The sequence below is a fragment of the Paraburkholderia sp. J63 genome (assembly GCF_905220245.1).
Taxonomy (GTDB): Bacteria; Pseudomonadota; Gammaproteobacteria; order Burkholderiales; family Burkholderiaceae; genus Paraburkholderia.
In genome coordinates, this window is record NZ_CAJMZF010000041.1 from 22,874 (window position 1) to 38,811 (window position 15,938).

Sequence of the window (15,938 nt, forward strand, 5' to 3'; positions counted from 1 at the left end):
CCATGAAAGCCGATAAATCCCGCGCACGGGTGGATGCAACTGGCCAGCGTCGTGCGCCGCGCGCATCGGCATCCGGCAGGCTGGCCCGATGCGCGCCCTGGCTCGCGCTGGCGGCGCTGCTCGGCCTCCCGCCGCTCGTTTCGGCATGGCTTTCGCCCGCCGGCGTGCCGCAGGGCTGGCTGCTCGCGTGCCTCGCCCAGGCGGCGACGATGATCGTCTTCGCGCTCTCGTACAACCTCCTGCTCGGCGAGACCGGGCTGCTGTCGTTCGGCCACGCCGCGCCCGCCGGGCTCGGGGCGCTCGCGGCCGCGCACGTCTTCAATCGCTACGCGATCCCGTTGCCGCTGCTGCCGCTAGTGGGCGGCGTGGCGGGCGCGGCGGGCGGGGCGCTCATTGCGCTCGTGGCCGCGCGCCGCGCCGGGACCGCGTTCGCGATGATCACGCTCGGGCTCGGCGAGCTCGTCGCCGCCGCCGCGTGGGCGCTGCCCGACTGGTTCGGCGGCGAGGCCGGCGTCGCCATCGACCGCGCGAGCGGGCCGCCCTTGCCATTTGCGGCGGCCTGGACCTTCGGGCCGGATCGCCAGGCGTACTGGCTCATCGCCGCGTGGTGCCTCGTGGCGAGCGCCGCGATCTACGGGTTGTCGCGCGCGCCGTTCGTGCGCCTCGCCAACGCCGTGCGCGACAACCCCGTGCGCGCCGCCGCGCTGGGCGCGTCGCCCGCGCGCGTGCGGGCCGCGATGATCGTGCTCGCCGCGGGCTTCGCCGGCGTCGCGGGCACGCTCACGCTCGTCAACGTGGAGCTGGCCGCCGCCGAAAGCGTCGGCATGACGCGCTCGGCCGCCGTGCTGATCGCGACCGTGACGGGCGGAACCGCGTCGTTCTTCGGCCCGGTGCTCGGCGCGCTCGTATGGGTGGCGTTCAGCGTGGGCGTGGCGAGCGTGTCGCGCGCCTGGATGCTCTACGTGGGGCTCTTTTTCATCGTCGTGGTGCTGGCGGCGCCCGATGGGCTCGCGGGCCTCGCGGCGCGTCAGCGCGCGGTGCTCGCGCGGCACGGCTGGCGGCGTTGCGGCGCGTGCTGGACGATGGCCGCGCTCGCGGCCTCGTGCGGCGCGTGCGCGCTCGTGCTCGCGGTGCAATGGGCCTACGCGCTGCGCTTCGGCGACGACGATCCCGGCGCATGGCTCGGTGCGCTCCCGGCCCGCGCTTCGGTGGGGCTGGCCGTGGCGATCATCGCGTTGACGGCCGCGTCGCTCTGGACGGGCTTCCGTGCGCGGCGCGCGGCGCACGCGCTCGAGCGGCGGCGGGAGGCGCCATGACGCCCGCGCTGCGGCTCATCGGCATCGAGAAGCGCTTTGGCGCGACGGCCGTGCTGCGCGGCGTCGATCTCGACGTGCGCCCCGGCGAGCGCCACGCGCTGATCGGCCCCAACGGCGCGGGCAAGTCCACGCTGTTCAGCCTGATCGCGGGCGAGCGCCGCGCGAGCGCGGGCCGCATCGTGCTGCACGGCGAGGACGTCACGCGTCTCGCGAGCGTCGCGCGCGCAAGACGCGGCCTTGCGCGCAGCTTCCAGACCACGAGCGTGTTCGCACGCCTCGCGGTGCGCGAGAACCTGCGCTGCGCGGTGCTGGCGTCGCTGCGCGGCGGCGCGGGGCTCGCGGCGCGCTGGTTCGGCTCGGCGCGCGCCGATGCCCAGGTGGACGTTCTGCTCGCCGCTCTCGGCCTCGCGCACGCCGCCGACCGCGAGGCCGCGACGCTGAGCTACGCCGAGCAGCGCGCGCTCGACCTGGGCCTCGCACTCGCAGGCGGCGCGCAGACGCTCCTGCTCGACGAGCCCACCGCGGGCATGAACCGCGCCGAAGCCGCGCGCGCCGTCGCACTGATTCGCGCGACCACGGCGGCCAAGACGGTGCTGCTGATCGAGCACGACATGGATGCCGTATTCGGCTTGGCCGACCGCGTCTCGGTGCTGGTCCAGGGACGCGTGATCGCCACCGGCACGCCCGAGGCGATTCGCGCCGATGCGGCCGTGCGCGATGCGTATCTGGGCGCGCATTTCAATGCGCCGGAACACAAGCGGGGCGCGCCGTGAGCGCGCTGCTCGAAGTGGGCAATCTGCGCGCATGGTACGGCGCGAGTCAGGTGTTGCACGGCGTCGATCTGCGCGTCGCCGCGGGGGAGGTCGTCGCGCTCGCGGGCCGCAACGGCTCCGGCCGCTCGACGCTCGCGAAGGCGCTGCTGTCGATGGTCGATGCCGACGGCGTGCGCCGTTTCGCGGGCGCGGATCTCGCGCCGCTGCGCACGTTCGAGATTGCGCGGCTGGGCCTCGGCTACGTCGCCGAGCAGCGCGACGTGTTCCCGACGCTCACCGTCGACGAGAATCTGCGGCTCGGTCTCTCGAAGCGCCGCGCGGACGCACAGCGCTTCACCCTCGACGACGCCCGCGCGCTGTTCCCGATCCTGCACGAGCGCCGCCACGCCCGCGCGGGCGTGCTCTCGGGCGGCGAGCAGCAGATGCTCGCGCTGGCTCGCGCGCTCGTGGGCGGTCCCGATCTGCTGATCGTCGACGAGCCCACCGAGGGGCTTGCCGCGCAGATGGCCGCGCGCGTGGGGGCATGCCTGCGCGCGCTGCGCGAGCGCGGCATCGCGGTGCTGCTGATCGAGCAGCGGCTCGAACTCGCACCGGGGCTGGCGGACCGCATCGCGGTGATGGGGCATGGGCGCATCGTGTTCGAGGGCACGCCGCAGGCGCTCGCGCAGCGCGAGGACGTCGTGCGCGACTGGCTGGGCGTGGGCTGAAAAGGGCCGATCCGGGCGCCGCGCCAGGTGTTCAGCGCCCGTCGTCCGTCTTCAGCAGAGTGGTTTCGCCACGCGCGCGAGCGCCGTCATCGGGCCGATGCGGGCGAGCGTTTCGAGTTGCGCCGCATCGCGCACGAACAGCGAGCCCGCGAAGCCGAGCGCGTTCAGCGCGATGCCTTCGACGCGCTCCGTTTCGCGCGGCACCACCAGCATCCAGCGGCGCGTGACGAGCAGGTTGTAGGGCGTGCGTTGATGCGGCACGCCATCGACTTCGATCGTCCCGATGTCCGCGGCGCACAACAGCGCCCGATAGATGTCGAGTGCGTGTTGGGCGTCAGCGGCTTCTCCGGTCGCAACGCCTCCGGCAAGATCGACCCGCGCGAAGGCGTGCGCGAAAGGCAGCCCCGGCACGCGCCCGCCATCGGCCGGCGCCGCGTCGAGCAGCGTCTCGATGGGCACCGCGGCCCCCGCCGCATCGAGCGGCAGCGGCACGGCCTGCAGATGCTTGTGCGGCTGGCTCGCGCCCGCGTCCGGGCCGCCGTTGTAGAAGCCCAGCGCGTCGAAGCCGCGCAGCGCGACGAGCAGCGCCGCGAAATCGTCCTGATCGAGTAGCGCCTCCTGCGGCACGAAGCGGCGCGTGACGATCAGCAGATGGTCCGCGATCACGTTGTACTTGTTGAGCAGCGCGACGTGCGTCGAAGAGAGGTCGCCCACGTACAGATCGTCTTCATAGGGCAGAAAGGGGTCGCGCCGCGGCGCTTGAAATGCTTGAGAGCCGGCCGCTTCCGAAGCATCCGTGCGCCGCGCCGCCTCCTTGCGCGCGAGGCTCGACACCTCGCGAACCGCAAAGCGCACGCCGCCATCGTCGAGATGCGTGAGCGCGGTTTCAATGGGCTGCAGCGCGCCGCACTGCAAGGCGTGGCGCGTGCGCTGCGCGATCGCATCGCGCAGCGTATGGGCCGTGAGCAAGGCGGCGGTCATCGGCGCTCAGGCCTTGTAGCCGATCGCGCGCAGCAGGTCGTGGCGCCAGCGCACGTCGTCGCCGGTTTCGACGCCGAGCGGCGGCTCGCCATCCACCACGCCGATAATGCCGCGCCCCTTGTCGGTCTCGGCGATCAGCACCTCGGTCGGATTGGCGGTCGCGCAGAAAATGCGGCAGACCTCGGGCACGGCTTTTACGGCATTGAGCACGTTGACGGGAAAGAAGCCGTCGCCGAGAAAGACGAGGAAGCTGTGGCCCGCCGCGATGCTCAGCGCGTTACTCGTGGCCATCTCGATGAGCGCGTCGTTCGTGCCCGAGCGGCGCACGAGGCGCTTGCCCGAGGCCTCGCAGAACGCGAGGCCGAACTGGATGCCCGGCACCGCGCCGTAGAGCGCTTCGTGCAGGTCTTCGACCGACTTGATGAAGTGGGATTGCCCGAGGATGAAGTTGGTCGCTTCGGGCTTGACGATCTCTACCGTGGACAGTTGCATGGCGGACCTCCGCGCGGGGCGTCTCGAAGGCCGCCGCCGCTCCGAGGTTTTACGTTCGACCTTCGAAGGCGTGCGGCGGCGTGATTCAGAAAGCCTAGTACGAAGTCGCGGCGCGTCCAAGGCGAGGCCTGACGTTCTGATCTGCGCGCCGCCGCCATGAAAAAACGGCCGGCGCCACTTTGGGCAACCGGCCGTCGTTCATGCGTGGCGCGCCTGCACGCCAGCGGTTCGTATCGCGAAGATCGCTCAGGTGACCGCTCAGGTGACCGCTCAGGTGACCTAAGCCGCCTTCTTCGCGTGCTTGCCCTCCACGTCGGGCAGGAACACCGTGAGGATGCCGATGAGCGGCAGGAACGAGCAGACCTTGTAGACGAAGCCGATGCTGGTGGCGTCCGCGAGCTGGCCGAGCACGGCCGCGCCGATGCCGCCGAGCCCGAACGCGAAGCCGAAGAACAGGCCCGCGACCATGCCCACCTTGCCGGGGATCAGCTCCTGCGCGTAGACGAGGATGGCCGAGAACGCCGAGGCCAGCACCACGCCGATGATCACCGTCAGCACGCTGGTCCAGAACAGGTTGGCGTAGGGCAGCAGCAGCGTGAACGGCGCCACGCCCAGGATCGAGCCCCAGATCACGTACTTGCGGCCGATGCGGTCGCCCACCGGGCCGCCGATGATCGTGCCGGCCGCCACGGCGGCGAGGAACACGAACAGGTGCACCTGCGCGGCCTGAATGGGCAGATGGAAGCGGTCGATCAGATAGAACGTGAAGTAGCTGTTGATGCTCGCGAGGTAGAAGTACTTCGAGAACACCAGCAGCACGAGAATGCCGATGGCCGTGGCCACGCGGCGGCGCGAGAGCGCGACGTGCGGGGCGTCGGCGCGCTTTTTCTTCATCGCCGGGTGGGCCTTGTACCAGCGGCCGATCTGCGTGAGCACGAACATCGCAACGAGCGCGGCCACCGAGAACCACGCGATGCTCTTCTGGCCGTGCGGGATGACGATCGCGGCGGCGAGCAGCGGCCCGAGCGACGAGCCCGCGTTGCCGCCCACCTGGAACAGCGACTGCGCGAGGCCATGACGGCCGCCCGAGGCCATGCGCGCGACGCGCGAGGACTCCGGATGGAACACCGACGAGCCGCAGCCCACCAGCGCCGCCGCGACGAGCAGCACGGAGAAGGTCGGCGCCACCGACATCAGCAGCAGGCCGCAGAGCGTGAAGCCCATGCCGACGGGCAGCGAGTACGGCATCGGCCGCTTGTCGGTGTAGACGCCCACGAGCGGCTGCAGCATTGAAGCCGTGATCTGGTAGGTGAGCGTGATGAGGCCGATCTGCGTGAACGAGAGCGAGAAGTTGTCCTTGAGCATCGGATAGATGGCCAGGATCAACGACTGGATCATGTCGTTGAGCAGATGCGAAAAGCTGATCGCGCCGAGCACGGAGTACACGGTGCGCTGCACGCCCGCGGATGCCGAGGGCGGAGCGGACGCAGGCGCGGCGCCGGACGCGGCGCGCTTGTCGAGACTGGTTTCCATATTGTCGATAAGCGAAATAGGCTTCACGCGGGCGCTGCGTCCGGCAGGCGATCCGTCAAGGCATCAGGAACCGGTGCGGCGATGGCATGAAAAGGTCATGTATAGGAGTTATGAAACGCAGTGTAATGTGTCTCTCCTGAATCGTCCGGACAAGTTTTGTCGAGAATCGGACACGCGGAGCGCGGCCACGCGCCGACTCCATGGGGCCGGACCACGGTGCGCGCGGCGTGGGGCCAAAGCAGGCGGTTAAAGAATGGGCGGCGCCGTGCCGTTGACCGGAGTTGAGGCGTTATGCATATGAGTCGACAGGCGGGCGGGTCGACGGTGTGCATGCGCCGATACAGGAGACCGATAACGATGAAAGCAATGAAAGAGCCCGGCGGCCACGCGAGTTTCGTGCAGGAGGAATTCGGGGCGTCGGCCGGGGCTGACAGCGCGGCGGGCGGCGGCAAGCGCGGCAGGGGTGGCAGGCAGGGCAAGGGCAGCAAGCGCGCCAGCGGTGCGGCAGGTGTGCAGGGCAAGTCGCTCTCGGTCAAGACGATGCTGCGCGTCGCCTTTGCGGTGGTGCTGGCCGGCACGCTCGCGATCGGCGCCTTCTCGCTCGCGCAGATCAGCCGCCTGAACGATTCCACGGAGTCGATCTACGAGCAGGGCCACCTTGCCAGCCGCGCCGCCGAGGAAGCGCGCGGCCACGTGCTGCGGGCAAGCCGCGCGCAGAAGATGCTGCTCACCGCTACCACGGCGAAAGAGCGCGACGAGCTGGGTGCGGGCATCGAGAAGGATCTCGCCGCACTTGTGGACCAGATGAACGTGCTCGGCCAATATTCGTCGCAAGCGGCCGGCAACCCGGGCGGCAAATCGGATGGTAAATCGGACGGCAGCGCGCTCGCGCAGCAAAAGCAGTTCGCAGCGGACGCGCAAACCTGGAGCGGCCATTTGCAAGACTTCGTCACGCTCGTGAAGGCGCAGCCGCTCGATCTCTCGCAGATGAGCTGGCAGGTCGGCACGCAGGACGTTTCACTGCTCGTCGAGACGGAAAAGCTCGAGAAGCTCGTCGATCAGCTCGTCGCGCAGCGCGGCGCCGCCGCCAAGGCGACGATCGCGGCATCGGCGTTCATCTACAAGTCGTCGTTCGTGATGATCGCCGCGGCGACGGTGGCCCTCTTCGTGCTCGCGTTCGTGGTGAGCGAATGGGTCGTGCGGCGCATCGCGCACCAGCTCGGCGGCGAGCCCGCGCACGCGAAGGCGATTGCCGCGCGCATTGCCTCGGGCGATCTCGCGCAGCCGGTCGCCGTGCATGCGCGCGACGGCTCCAGCATGCTCGGCGCGCTGCGCGACATGCAAAATGGGCTGAGCGCGACGGTGGCCGAAATTGCTGCGAGCGCGGAGGCGATTGCCGCCGCATCGGGCCAGATTTCGACGGGCAATCTCGATCTCTCGCATCGCACCGAGGAGCAGGCCGTCGCGCTCGAACGCACCGCGAGCAGCATGGAGCAGCTCACCTCCACGGTGCGCCTGAACGCGGAAAACGCGCAGCAGGCGAGCGCGCTGGCCGGCAACGCCTCGCAGATCGCGCAGCAGGGCGGCGCCGTGGTCGGCCGCGTGGTCGCCACGATGAACGAGATCAACGAGAGCGCGAAGAGCATCGCCGACATCATCGGCGTGATCGAGGGCATTGCGTTTCAAACCAATATCCTCGCGCTGAACGCGGCGGTCGAGGCCGCGCGCGCAGGCGAGGAAGGGCGCGGCTTCTCCGTGGTCGCGGGCGAGGTGCGCAATCTCGCACAGCGCAGCGCCGCGGCGGCCAAGGAGATCAAGGCTTTGATCACCGATTCGGTCGGACGCGTGGCGAACGGCTCGACGCTCGCCACCGACGCGGGCCGGACCATGGAAGAAGTCATGAAGGCCGTGAAGCGCGTGAACGACATCATCGGCGAGATTTCGGCGGCGTCGAGCGAGCAGCGCGCCGGCATCGAGGAGATCAGCCGCGCGGTCACGCAGATGGACGCGGGCACGCAGCAGAACGCGGCATTGGTGGAGGAGGCCACGGCGGCGGCGCAATCGCTCGACGATCAGGCCAAAGTGCTCAAGCGGCTCGTGAACAAGTTCCAGCTCGCTTGACGCTTTAAAGGCGATACGCAAAAAACGCCGCGCCCATCATGTGAATTCACGTGGTTGGTGCGGCGTTCTGCATGGTGTGGGCGATGTGGTTTTACTTCGCGTCGCGCTCAATGATCCACGCGTGCGCGGGATCGTTATGGAAGTGCCATTCGCGCGTGGGGCCCGCCATGACGTTCAGGTAGTACGAATCGTAGCCGTACGGCACGACCACGGGATGATAGCCACGCGGCACCATTACCACGTCATGGTCCTCCACGGCCAGGGTCTCGTCGAGATCGCGCGCATCGGTGTAGACGCGCTGGAATGCGAAGCCTTGTGGCGGATTGAGCCGGTGGTAATAGGTCTCTTCGAGCGCGCTCTCTTGCGGCAGGCGGTCGGCATCGTGCTTGTGCGGCGGATAGCTCGACGAATGGCCCGAAGGCGTGCGCACCTCCACCACGAGCAGCGACTCCGCGGGCTCGGTCTGCGGAAGAATATCGCAGACGTAGCGCGTATTCGCGCCCTTGCCGCGCGTGGAGCGCGCCATCCGCGCGGGCTCGATGAGCCGCACGGGCAAGGTCCCTTTGGCGGGTGCGCTCGCCACGCCCAGTTCGGCGTCGCGCGCGGCGCGCACCGTGGCCTTCACGCCGGGCGGCACATAGAGCGCGTACGGCGCGGCATCTTCGAATACGCTGTCGCGCGAGCCGAGACTCGAATAGCGCTGCCCATCCGCCTCGATGTCCACGGCGCCCGAGAGCACGACGATGCAGCTTTCGCGGTCCGGCTCGCTCACGTAGACTATTTCGTCGGCGCCCATCCGGTACGCGGCGAAGCCGACATAGCGCCAGCCCGCCGTGACGGGCGTGACGCGCGCGATCGTCTGGCCTTCGCGCGCGGCCTTGACTAGCAGGCTCATGCTGCCTCCTTGCTGGTATCGATTGATTGGGAATCCGAATCGACGAGCGAGCGCAGCGTGCGATAGCCCTTCTGCGCGTACGCGTACGACGGCGCGATCACCGGATCCTGCTCGGCTTCCACGACGAGCCAGCCGCTATAGCCGTGCTGCTTCAGGCGCGCGATGATCGCCGGAAAATCGACGGCGCCGTCGCCGGGCACCGTGAATGCGCCCGCGAGCACTGCATCGAGAAAGCTCCAGTTGCGGTTGCGCGCGAGCTTCACGACCGCGGGGCGCACGTCCTTGCAATGCACGTGGCACACGCGCGCGACGTGCTTGTCGAGCTCGGCGACGGGGTCGCCGCCCGCGAACGTGATGTGACCCGCGTCGAACAGCAGGCCCACGGCGTCGCTCGTGCGCGCCATGAGCTTGTCGACGTCGGCGGGCGTTTCCACATAGGCGCCCATGTGGTGGTGATAGGCGAGCCGCACGCCGCGCGAGAGCGTGTGGCGCGCGAAGGCGTCCACGCGCGCGGCGTACTCGTCCCACTGCGGCTCGCTGAAAAAGCGCGGCCGCTGATAGAGCGGACGCGGCGCGCCCTGGATCGAATCGGCCACCTCTCCGTACACCATCACCGTGGCGCCGTTTTGCGCGAGCAGGTCGAGATGCGGGCCGACGGCGGCGATCTCGTCCTCCACGCTGCGCCGCGCGAGCCTGCCCGAGTACCAGCCCGACACGAGCGAGAGATCGTATTGCGCGAGCAGCGTCTTGAGCGCCTGCGGCTCGCGCGGAAACTTGTTGCCGAGCTCGAAGCCTTCGTAGCCGATCTCGCGTCCCTCGGTGAGCGCCTGGGCGAGCGGCGTTTCGCCGCCGAGCGAGGGCAGGTCGTCGTTCATCCACGACAGCGGATTGATGCCGATGCGTACTTCAAATGCGCTCATGGGGGTTCCTCGTTCGTGAGTCTCGTCAGGCGCGGTTCGGGTCGCTCGGGCCGTCCGCGTCATCGCCTTGCTGGCCGCTTTCGCTTTCTTTTTCGCGGCCGGCGTCGGGCGCGGCCTTCGTCTTGGTCGCGCGCGACGCGTCGCCACGGCGTTCGCGCCCGCCGCGCTGCGCGAGCTGCGCGTCGTAGCGCTCGCGCGCCTCGCGCACGGCCGCGCGGGGCGAGACCTCGGGCACGGCCACTTCCCACCACCAGCCGCCGTCCTCGGTCGTGCGCGCCGGATCGGTGTCGATGCTGATGAGGTAGGTGCGCGACGCGGCGCGCGCACGTTGCAGCGCGGCTTCGAGCTCGGCGACATTGGCCACGTGCTCGGCCTGCGCGCCCAGCGAGCGCGCGTGCGAGGCGAAGTCGATGCGCGGCGCGCCGAGCGGCCCTTGCGCGCAATCGTCGAAGAGGTTGTTGAACGGTGCGCCGCCGCAAGCCTGCTGGAGCCGGTTGATGCAGCCATAGCCGCGATTGTCGAGCACGACGATGATGAGCTTCGCGCCCAGCATCACTGAGGTCGCGATCTCGCTGTTCATCATCAGATAGCTGCCGTCGCCGACCATGACGATGACCTCGCGCTCGGGCCGCGCGAGCTTCGCGCCGAGCCCGCCCGCGATCTCGTAGCCCATGCACGAGTAGCCGTATTCGACGTGATAGGCGCCGGGCTGGCCCGCGCGCCAGAGCTTGTGCAGCTCGGCGGGCAGCGTGCCGGCCGCGCACACGACGATATCTTCGGTGTACGAACGGCTCGACGAGCGCTGTACCGCGCCGATCACGTCGGCGTCGTAGGGCAGGCTGTGGCGTTCCTGCGGCGCGTGCGTGAGCGCTTCGACGCTCGCGCGCCATTCGTCGGCGAGGCGTCGTGCGCGCGCGGTCCAGTTGGCGTCGGCGCGCCAGTTCACGAGCTCGTCGTTCAGCGCCGCGAGCGCGAGCTTCGCATCGGCCTCTACGGCGAGCCCGTTGTGCTTGAGCGCGTCGAAGCCGTTCGCGTTCACGCCGATCACGTGCGCGTGCGCGAACAGCGAGTTCGAGCCGGTCGTGAAGTCCTGCAAGCGCGTGCCCACGGCGAGAATGCAGTCGGCGTCGCGTGCGAGCGCGTTCGCGGCGGGCGAGCCCGTCACGCCGATCGCGCCCACATTGAGCGGATCGTCCCAGCCGAGCGAGCCCTTGCCGGCCTGGGTCTCCGCCACCGGAATGCCGCGCGCTGCCGCGAGAGCCTGCAACGGCGCCGCTGCGCGCGAGTAGAGCACGCCGCCGCCGGCGACGATGAGCGGACGCTTCGAGCGGTGCAGCAGGGCGAGCGCGGTGTCGATCTCGCTCTCTACGGGCGCGGGCGCGTGAAAGCTCACGAGGCGCGGCGTGAAGAAGCTCGCGGGATAGTCCCACGCCGTGGCCTGCACGTCCTGTGGCAGCGCGAGCGTGACCGGGCCGCACAGCGCGGCGTCGGTGAGCACGCGCAGCGCGCGCGGCAGTGCGCTGAGCAACTGCGCGGGGTGCACGATGCGGTCGAAGTAGCGCGACACGGGCTTGAGCGCATCGTTGGCGGAGAGGCCGCCGTCATGGGGATCTTCGACCTGCTGCAGCACCGGATCGGGCTCGCGCGAGACGAAGATATCGCCGGGCAGCAGCAGGAGCGGCAGGCGGTTCACGTGCGCCAGCGCGGCGGCCGTCACGAGGTTGGTCGCGCCGGGGCCGATCGAAGTGGTAACGGCCATCATGCGGCGGCGGAAATACGCCTTCGCATAGGCGATCGCGCTGTGCGCCATCGCCTGCTCGTTGTGCGCGCGCAGCGTGGGCAGCTCGTGACGATAGTGGTAGAGCGCCTCGCCTAGGCCCGCCACGTTGCCGTGCCCGAAGATGGCGAACACGCCGCCGAAGAGCGGCTCGGTGCGGCCCGAGCCGTCTTCGCAGGCCACGCGCTGCGCCGCGAGAAAGCGCACCAGCGCCTGCGCCGCGGTGAGGCGCACCGTGGCGGCGGGCGGGGTTTGCGTGGCGGCGGCCGGTTGTCCGTCGAGTGAGGCGCCGGCGATGGGAGCGATGCGCTGATTCATGCTGCTTTCTCCTCGCGCGTGGCGTGGGCATCGCCTTGTGCCTGGCCCTGCACCTGACCCCGCGCCGCGCGCCATGCCGCGATCAGCGTCTCGAAGGCCCGGCGCACGCGCGCGATCAGTTCCTGGTCGTCGATCTCCCCAGCGAGCCAGGCGAGGCTCGGCTCGTAGAAGATCGTGCGGCCCACCGTGAAGCCGCGGCACGTTTGCGAAGCCGCCGCCGCGCGAAAGCCGCTCGTCAATTGCTCGATGGGCGCGGAGAGGCCGAGCAGTACCACGCCGCGGCAATGCGGATCGCGCCCGGCGATCAGCGCGTCGACGTCGCGCCACTGCGCGGCGTCCATCGGCTCGAGCTTCCACCACTCGGGATAGAGGCCGATGTTGTAGAGCCGCTTGAGCGCGCGATAGACCGTGTCGGGCGCATTGGGCTTGCCGTCGAGCTTCGGCGGTATCACTTCGAGCAGCAGCTCGTGGCCGCTCGCCTGCACGGCGTCGTAGAGCGCGCGCAATTGCGCCTCCTGTTCGAGGCGCTGCTCGATGGGCTCGTCGGGATGAAACTGCACGAGGCACTTGACCGTGTGCCCGATGGGCCAGGCCGCGAGCGTCGTGCCGATCGAGCGTCCGTGATCGAATACGAGCGGCACCGAGCCCGGCAGCTCGACGGGACGGCCGATCCACCAGTCGCGTCCGGTTGCGGCGTTGAGCGCGTCCTGGCCGTAGCGATCATCGATCAGGACTCCGATGCGGCCTTGCAGGCCGAGCGCGCTTTCCGTCTGTGCCACGGCATCGACGAACAGGTTCTTCAGGTGCGAGATGCGCGACTCGCTGGCGCCGGTCTGCTGGGCGAGGTCGAAGAACTGGTTGCGATGGTCGAACGCGAAGCCCAGCACCTCGTCGTATTGCTTGCGCGCGGGCGTCACGCGATGCAGGCGCGCGAGCGTGGCATCGCGGTCGGGGCGGCGCATGCGTTCGGGGTCCGCAGCGGCTTCGCGCAGGAAATAGTCGAGCTCCGCGGGCGTGGGCATCGCGGGCGCGCAGCCGTGGCGCGAGACCACGAGCGCGCCGCACGCATTGGCCGTGCGCGCGCAGTCTTCGAGCGGCGCGTCGCGCAGCCAGCCCGAGAGAAAGCCTGCGGCGAACGCATCGCCCGCGCCGAGCACGTTGAGCACCTCGACCTCCACGCCGCGCTGCAGCGGCACCGCGTCGAGCGAATCGGGCACCGCGCCTTCGATGATCTGGCAGCCGAGCGGGCCGCGCTTCACGAGCAGCGTGGCCCGGGTCACCTCGCGCACGCGCTTGAGCGCATCGGTGAGCGTTTCCTTGCCGCCCGCGATGCGGAATTCCTCCTCGGTGCCGATCACGAGATCGAAGTGCGGGAGAATGCGCTGCAGATGCTCGCTCACGCCCGCGCTCGCGACGAAGCGCGTCTCGCCGTCGGCCTTGCCGGTGAGACCCCAGAGCACCGGACGATAGTCGATGTCGAGCACGGTGCGCACGTTGTTGCGGCGCGCGTAGTCGAGCGCCTGGAGGCTCGCGCGGTTCACCTGTCCGGTCGAGAAGTGCGTGCCCGTGATGAGCAATGCTTTCGAAGAGGCGATGAACGCCTCGTCGAAGTCGCCCGTATCGACGGCCATGTCGGCGCAGTTCTCGCGATAGAAGATGAGCGGGAAGGTCTCGCGGTCCTTGAGGCCGAGCAGCACGAGCGCGGTGAGCCGCTCGGGGTCGACGCGCACGTGGCTCGTGTCGCAGCCTTCTTTCGCGAGCGTTTCCGTGAGAAAGCGGCCCATGTGGTCGTCGCCGACGCGCGTGAGCATGGCTGAATTCAGCCCGAGCCGCGCGCAGCCGAAGGCGATGTTCGCCGACGAGCCGCCGAGATACTTGGCGAACGTGGAGACGTCTTCGAGCCGCGCGCCGACCTGCTGCGCGTAGAGATCGACGCCGAGCCGGCCGAGGCAGACGATGTCGCGGCTGCGTCCGGACGCGAAGCGCGAAGCGGGAGTGCGGGGGAGGGCCATGAGCATTCCTGTCGATTGGGGTCGATTGGGTCTCAGATGGTTGCGCCGTCGAGCTCGGCGATCATCTTCTGCATTTCCGCGCCGCCGGCCATCATGTCGAGCACTTCGTTCTTGCTGATGGTGTCCTTCGTAAAGGTGCCGAGCGAGCGGCCGCGATTGAGCAGCGTGAACGAGTCGCCAATCGGATAGGCGTGGTGCACGTTGTGCGTGATGAAGATCACCGAGATGCCTTTCGCGCGCGCGTTGTGAATCAGCTTGAGCACGTTGAAGCTCTGCTTCACGCCGAGCGCGGCGGTCGGTTCGTCGAGAATCAGTACGCGCGCGCCGAAGTGGATCGCACGCGCGATCGCGAGGCACTGGCGCTCGCCGCCCGACATCGTGCCGATGGCCTGAAGCGGGTCGCGCACGTTGATGCCCATTTCCGCGAGTCGTTCCTTGGCGATCTGGGCGCTCGAATCGAGATCCATGACATTGAGGAAACCGAACAATTTTTTCTGCGGCTCGCGGCCCATGAAGAAGTTGCGCGCCACCGAAAGCAGCGGCACCAGCGCGAGATCCTGATAGACGGTCGCGATGCCGAGGTCGAGCGCGTCCCTCGGCGACTCGAAGTGCACGGGCTGGCCGTCCACGAAATACTGGCCCGAGGTGGGCGCGTGCACGCCGGCCAGCGTCTTGATGAGCGTGGACTTGCCCGCGCCGTTGTCGCCGAGCAGGCAGTGCACTTCGCCGCGCTTCAGGCGCAGCGTGACGCCGTTGAGCGCAATCACCTTGCCGAAATACTTGCTGACGTTTTCGAGCGCGAGAATCGTGTCGCCGCTTTCGCTGGGGGACGCGGCCTCGTTCGCGGCGCTGTTTTGCGATTGGGTCATCTCGGCCTCCGGCTTACGATTGCGCGACGCGGCGGCGCACATAGTGATTGAAGAGCACGGCGATCAGCAGCATCATGCCGAGGAAGACGCGGAACCAGTCCGAGTCGATGTTCGTATAGGTGATGCCGATCTGCACGACGCCGAAGATGAGCGCGCCGAACGCCGCGCCGATCACCGAGCCATAGCCGCCCGTGAGCAGCGTGCCGCCGATCACCGCGGCGATGATCGCTTCGAATTCCTTTTGCAGGCCGCGGTCCGCGGCGGCCGAGCCGATGTCGCACACCTGCAGCACCGCGAACAGGCACGAGCAGAACGCGGTCAGCATGAAGAGCGAGATCTTCACGCGCTTGACCGGCACGCCCACGTTCTTTGCGGCATTGGCGTCGCCGCCCACGGCGAGGATCCAGTTGCCGTAGCGCGTCTTGGCGAGCACGAACGCGCCGACGATGACGAGCGCGAACCACCAGAGGATCACTTTCGGCACGCCCGGCACGAGCGGCTGGCCGTTGTCGAGCATCTTGACGATGCCGACGTGCGCGAGCGCGATGAAGAGGCCCTTGAACGCGGTGCCGTGAAAGAGCAGGTTGGTCACATAGTCGGCTTTCGCGACGTCGCCCACGCCCGAGACGATCGTGCGGTCGGCGAACATGATCGAGAGCGCGAGCGTGAGGCCGCGCAGGATGAACAGGAAGGCGAGCGTGACGATGAACGAGGGCAGCCGCGTGCGCATCACGAGGTAGCCGTTCAAGGCGCCGAGCGCGGTGCAGCCCGCGAACGCGAACAGGATCGACAGCGCGATGGGCCAGTGGAAGTACATGGTGGGAATGGCGACCATCATGCCGGCGAAGCCGATCATCGAGCCGATCGAAAGGTCGAACTCGCCGGCGATCATGAGCAGGCAGGCGCCCACCGAGAGGATGCCTAAGTAAGCGGCAACCTGCGACCAGTTCATCACGCCGTCGAGGTCGAACATGCCGGAGCCGCCCGCGCCGATCGCGAACACGGCGAAGACCAGCACGGTGCCGGAAATCGCGGCAAATTCGGGGCGGCCGAGCAGATGCCCGAACCACGATTCGCGACGCACGCGCTCGTCGGTGGCGCGAGGCCCCGCCGGCGACGGCTGGCCTGCGCGCGGATCTTGCGCGCCGTCCGTTGCATGCGAGGGGAAGTGTTTGCCGGCTACACCCATGATGTCTCCTTTGTCGACCGCACTTGGCGCTTCAG

General features: G+C 69.0%; 13 protein-coding genes. 4 read left to right on the forward strand and 9 right to left on the reverse strand.

The window, feature by feature from the left end; all coding sequences use genetic code 11:
- Window positions 1-2: 2 nt before the first annotated feature.
- From U5775_RS30850 to U5775_RS30860, 3 genes are read left to right on the forward strand one after another with little or no spacing between them, the layout of a single operon-like run.
- Window positions 3-1,316, forward strand: coding sequence for a branched-chain amino acid ABC transporter permease (locus U5775_RS30850; protein WP_322061915.1), 1,314 nt, complete (start codon window positions 3-5; stop codon window positions 1,314-1,316).
- A complete protein-coding gene (locus U5775_RS30855) occupies window positions 1,313-2,089 on the forward strand; it encodes an ABC transporter ATP-binding protein (RefSeq protein ID WP_322061916.1) in 777 nt (258 codons plus the stop codon). Before U5775_RS30850 ends, U5775_RS30855 begins: the two co-directional genes overlap by 4 nt.
- Window positions 2,086-2,796: an ABC transporter ATP-binding protein gene (locus tag U5775_RS30860; RefSeq protein WP_322061917.1), complete on the forward strand. Its 711-nt coding sequence runs from the start codon at window positions 2,086-2,088 to the stop codon at window positions 2,794-2,796. The genes U5775_RS30855 and U5775_RS30860 overlap by 4 nt, the downstream gene beginning before the upstream one ends.
- A gap of 51 nt (window positions 2,797-2,847) precedes the next feature.
- On the opposite strand, the gene U5775_RS30865 is transcribed toward U5775_RS30860, so the two are convergent.
- The 3 genes from U5775_RS30865 to U5775_RS30875 all read right to left on the reverse strand — a co-directional run bounded on the left by U5775_RS30865 (window position 2,848) and on the right by U5775_RS30875 (window position 5,802).
- The gene (locus U5775_RS30865; protein ID WP_322061918.1) at window positions 2,848-3,777 is read right to left on the reverse strand and encodes an ATP adenylyltransferase family protein; all 930 of its coding nucleotides are present in this window, start codon (window positions 3,775-3,777) and stop codon (window positions 2,848-2,850) included.
- Between the two features lie 6 nt (window positions 3,778-3,783).
- A complete protein-coding gene (locus U5775_RS30870) occupies window positions 3,784-4,269 on the reverse strand; it encodes an adenosine-specific kinase (protein WP_322061919.1) in 486 nt (161 codons plus the stop codon).
- 279 nt (window positions 4,270-4,548) lie between these two features.
- Complete coding sequence (locus U5775_RS30875) at window positions 4,549-5,802, reverse strand: MFS transporter (RefSeq protein WP_322061956.1); 1,254 nt, start codon at window positions 5,800-5,802, stop codon at window positions 4,549-4,551.
- A gap of 540 nt (window positions 5,803-6,342) precedes the next feature.
- On the opposite strand from U5775_RS30875, the gene U5775_RS30880 reads away from it, so the two are divergent.
- Window positions 6,343-7,923 carry a methyl-accepting chemotaxis protein gene (locus tag U5775_RS30880; protein ID WP_415913690.1) on the forward strand — a complete coding sequence of 527 codons (1,581 nt, stop codon included), beginning with the start codon at window positions 6,343-6,345 and terminating at the stop codon, window positions 7,921-7,923.
- Between the two features lie 91 nt (window positions 7,924-8,014).
- On the opposite strand, the gene iolB is transcribed toward U5775_RS30880, so the two are convergent.
- The 6 genes from iolB to U5775_RS30910 are packed head-to-tail and all read right to left on the reverse strand — an operon-like array spanning window position 8,015 to window position 15,903.
- Window positions 8,015-8,818, reverse strand: a complete 804-nt coding sequence (iolB, locus tag U5775_RS30885; protein WP_322061921.1) for a 5-deoxy-glucuronate isomerase — start codon at window positions 8,816-8,818, stop codon at window positions 8,015-8,017.
- Window positions 8,815-9,738, reverse strand: coding sequence for a myo-inosose-2 dehydratase (gene iolE, locus U5775_RS30890; RefSeq protein ID WP_322061922.1), 924 nt, complete (start codon window positions 9,736-9,738; stop codon window positions 8,815-8,817). Before iolE ends, iolB begins: the two co-directional genes overlap by 4 nt.
- A 25-nt stretch (window positions 9,739-9,763) precedes the next feature.
- The gene (iolD, locus tag U5775_RS30895; RefSeq protein WP_322061923.1) at window positions 9,764-11,833 is read right to left on the reverse strand and encodes a 3D-(3,5/4)-trihydroxycyclohexane-1,2-dione acylhydrolase (decyclizing); all 2,070 of its coding nucleotides are present in this window, start codon (window positions 11,831-11,833) and stop codon (window positions 9,764-9,766) included.
- The gene (locus U5775_RS30900; RefSeq protein ID WP_322061924.1) at window positions 11,830-13,845 is read right to left on the reverse strand and encodes a bifunctional 5-dehydro-2-deoxygluconokinase/5-dehydro-2-deoxyphosphogluconate aldolase; all 2,016 of its coding nucleotides are present in this window, start codon (window positions 13,843-13,845) and stop codon (window positions 11,830-11,832) included. The genes iolD and U5775_RS30900 overlap by 4 nt, the downstream gene beginning before the upstream one ends.
- Window positions 13,846-13,877: 32 nt before the next feature.
- Entirely contained in the window at window positions 13,878-14,714 is an 837-nt protein-coding gene (locus U5775_RS30905) for an ATP-binding cassette domain-containing protein (protein ID WP_322061925.1), read from the reverse strand.
- Window positions 14,715-14,727: 13 nt separating this feature from the next.
- Window positions 14,728-15,903: an ABC transporter permease gene (locus U5775_RS30910; protein WP_322061926.1), complete on the reverse strand. Its 1,176-nt coding sequence runs from the start codon at window positions 15,901-15,903 to the stop codon at window positions 14,728-14,730.
- Window positions 15,904-15,938 lie beyond the last annotated feature (35 nt).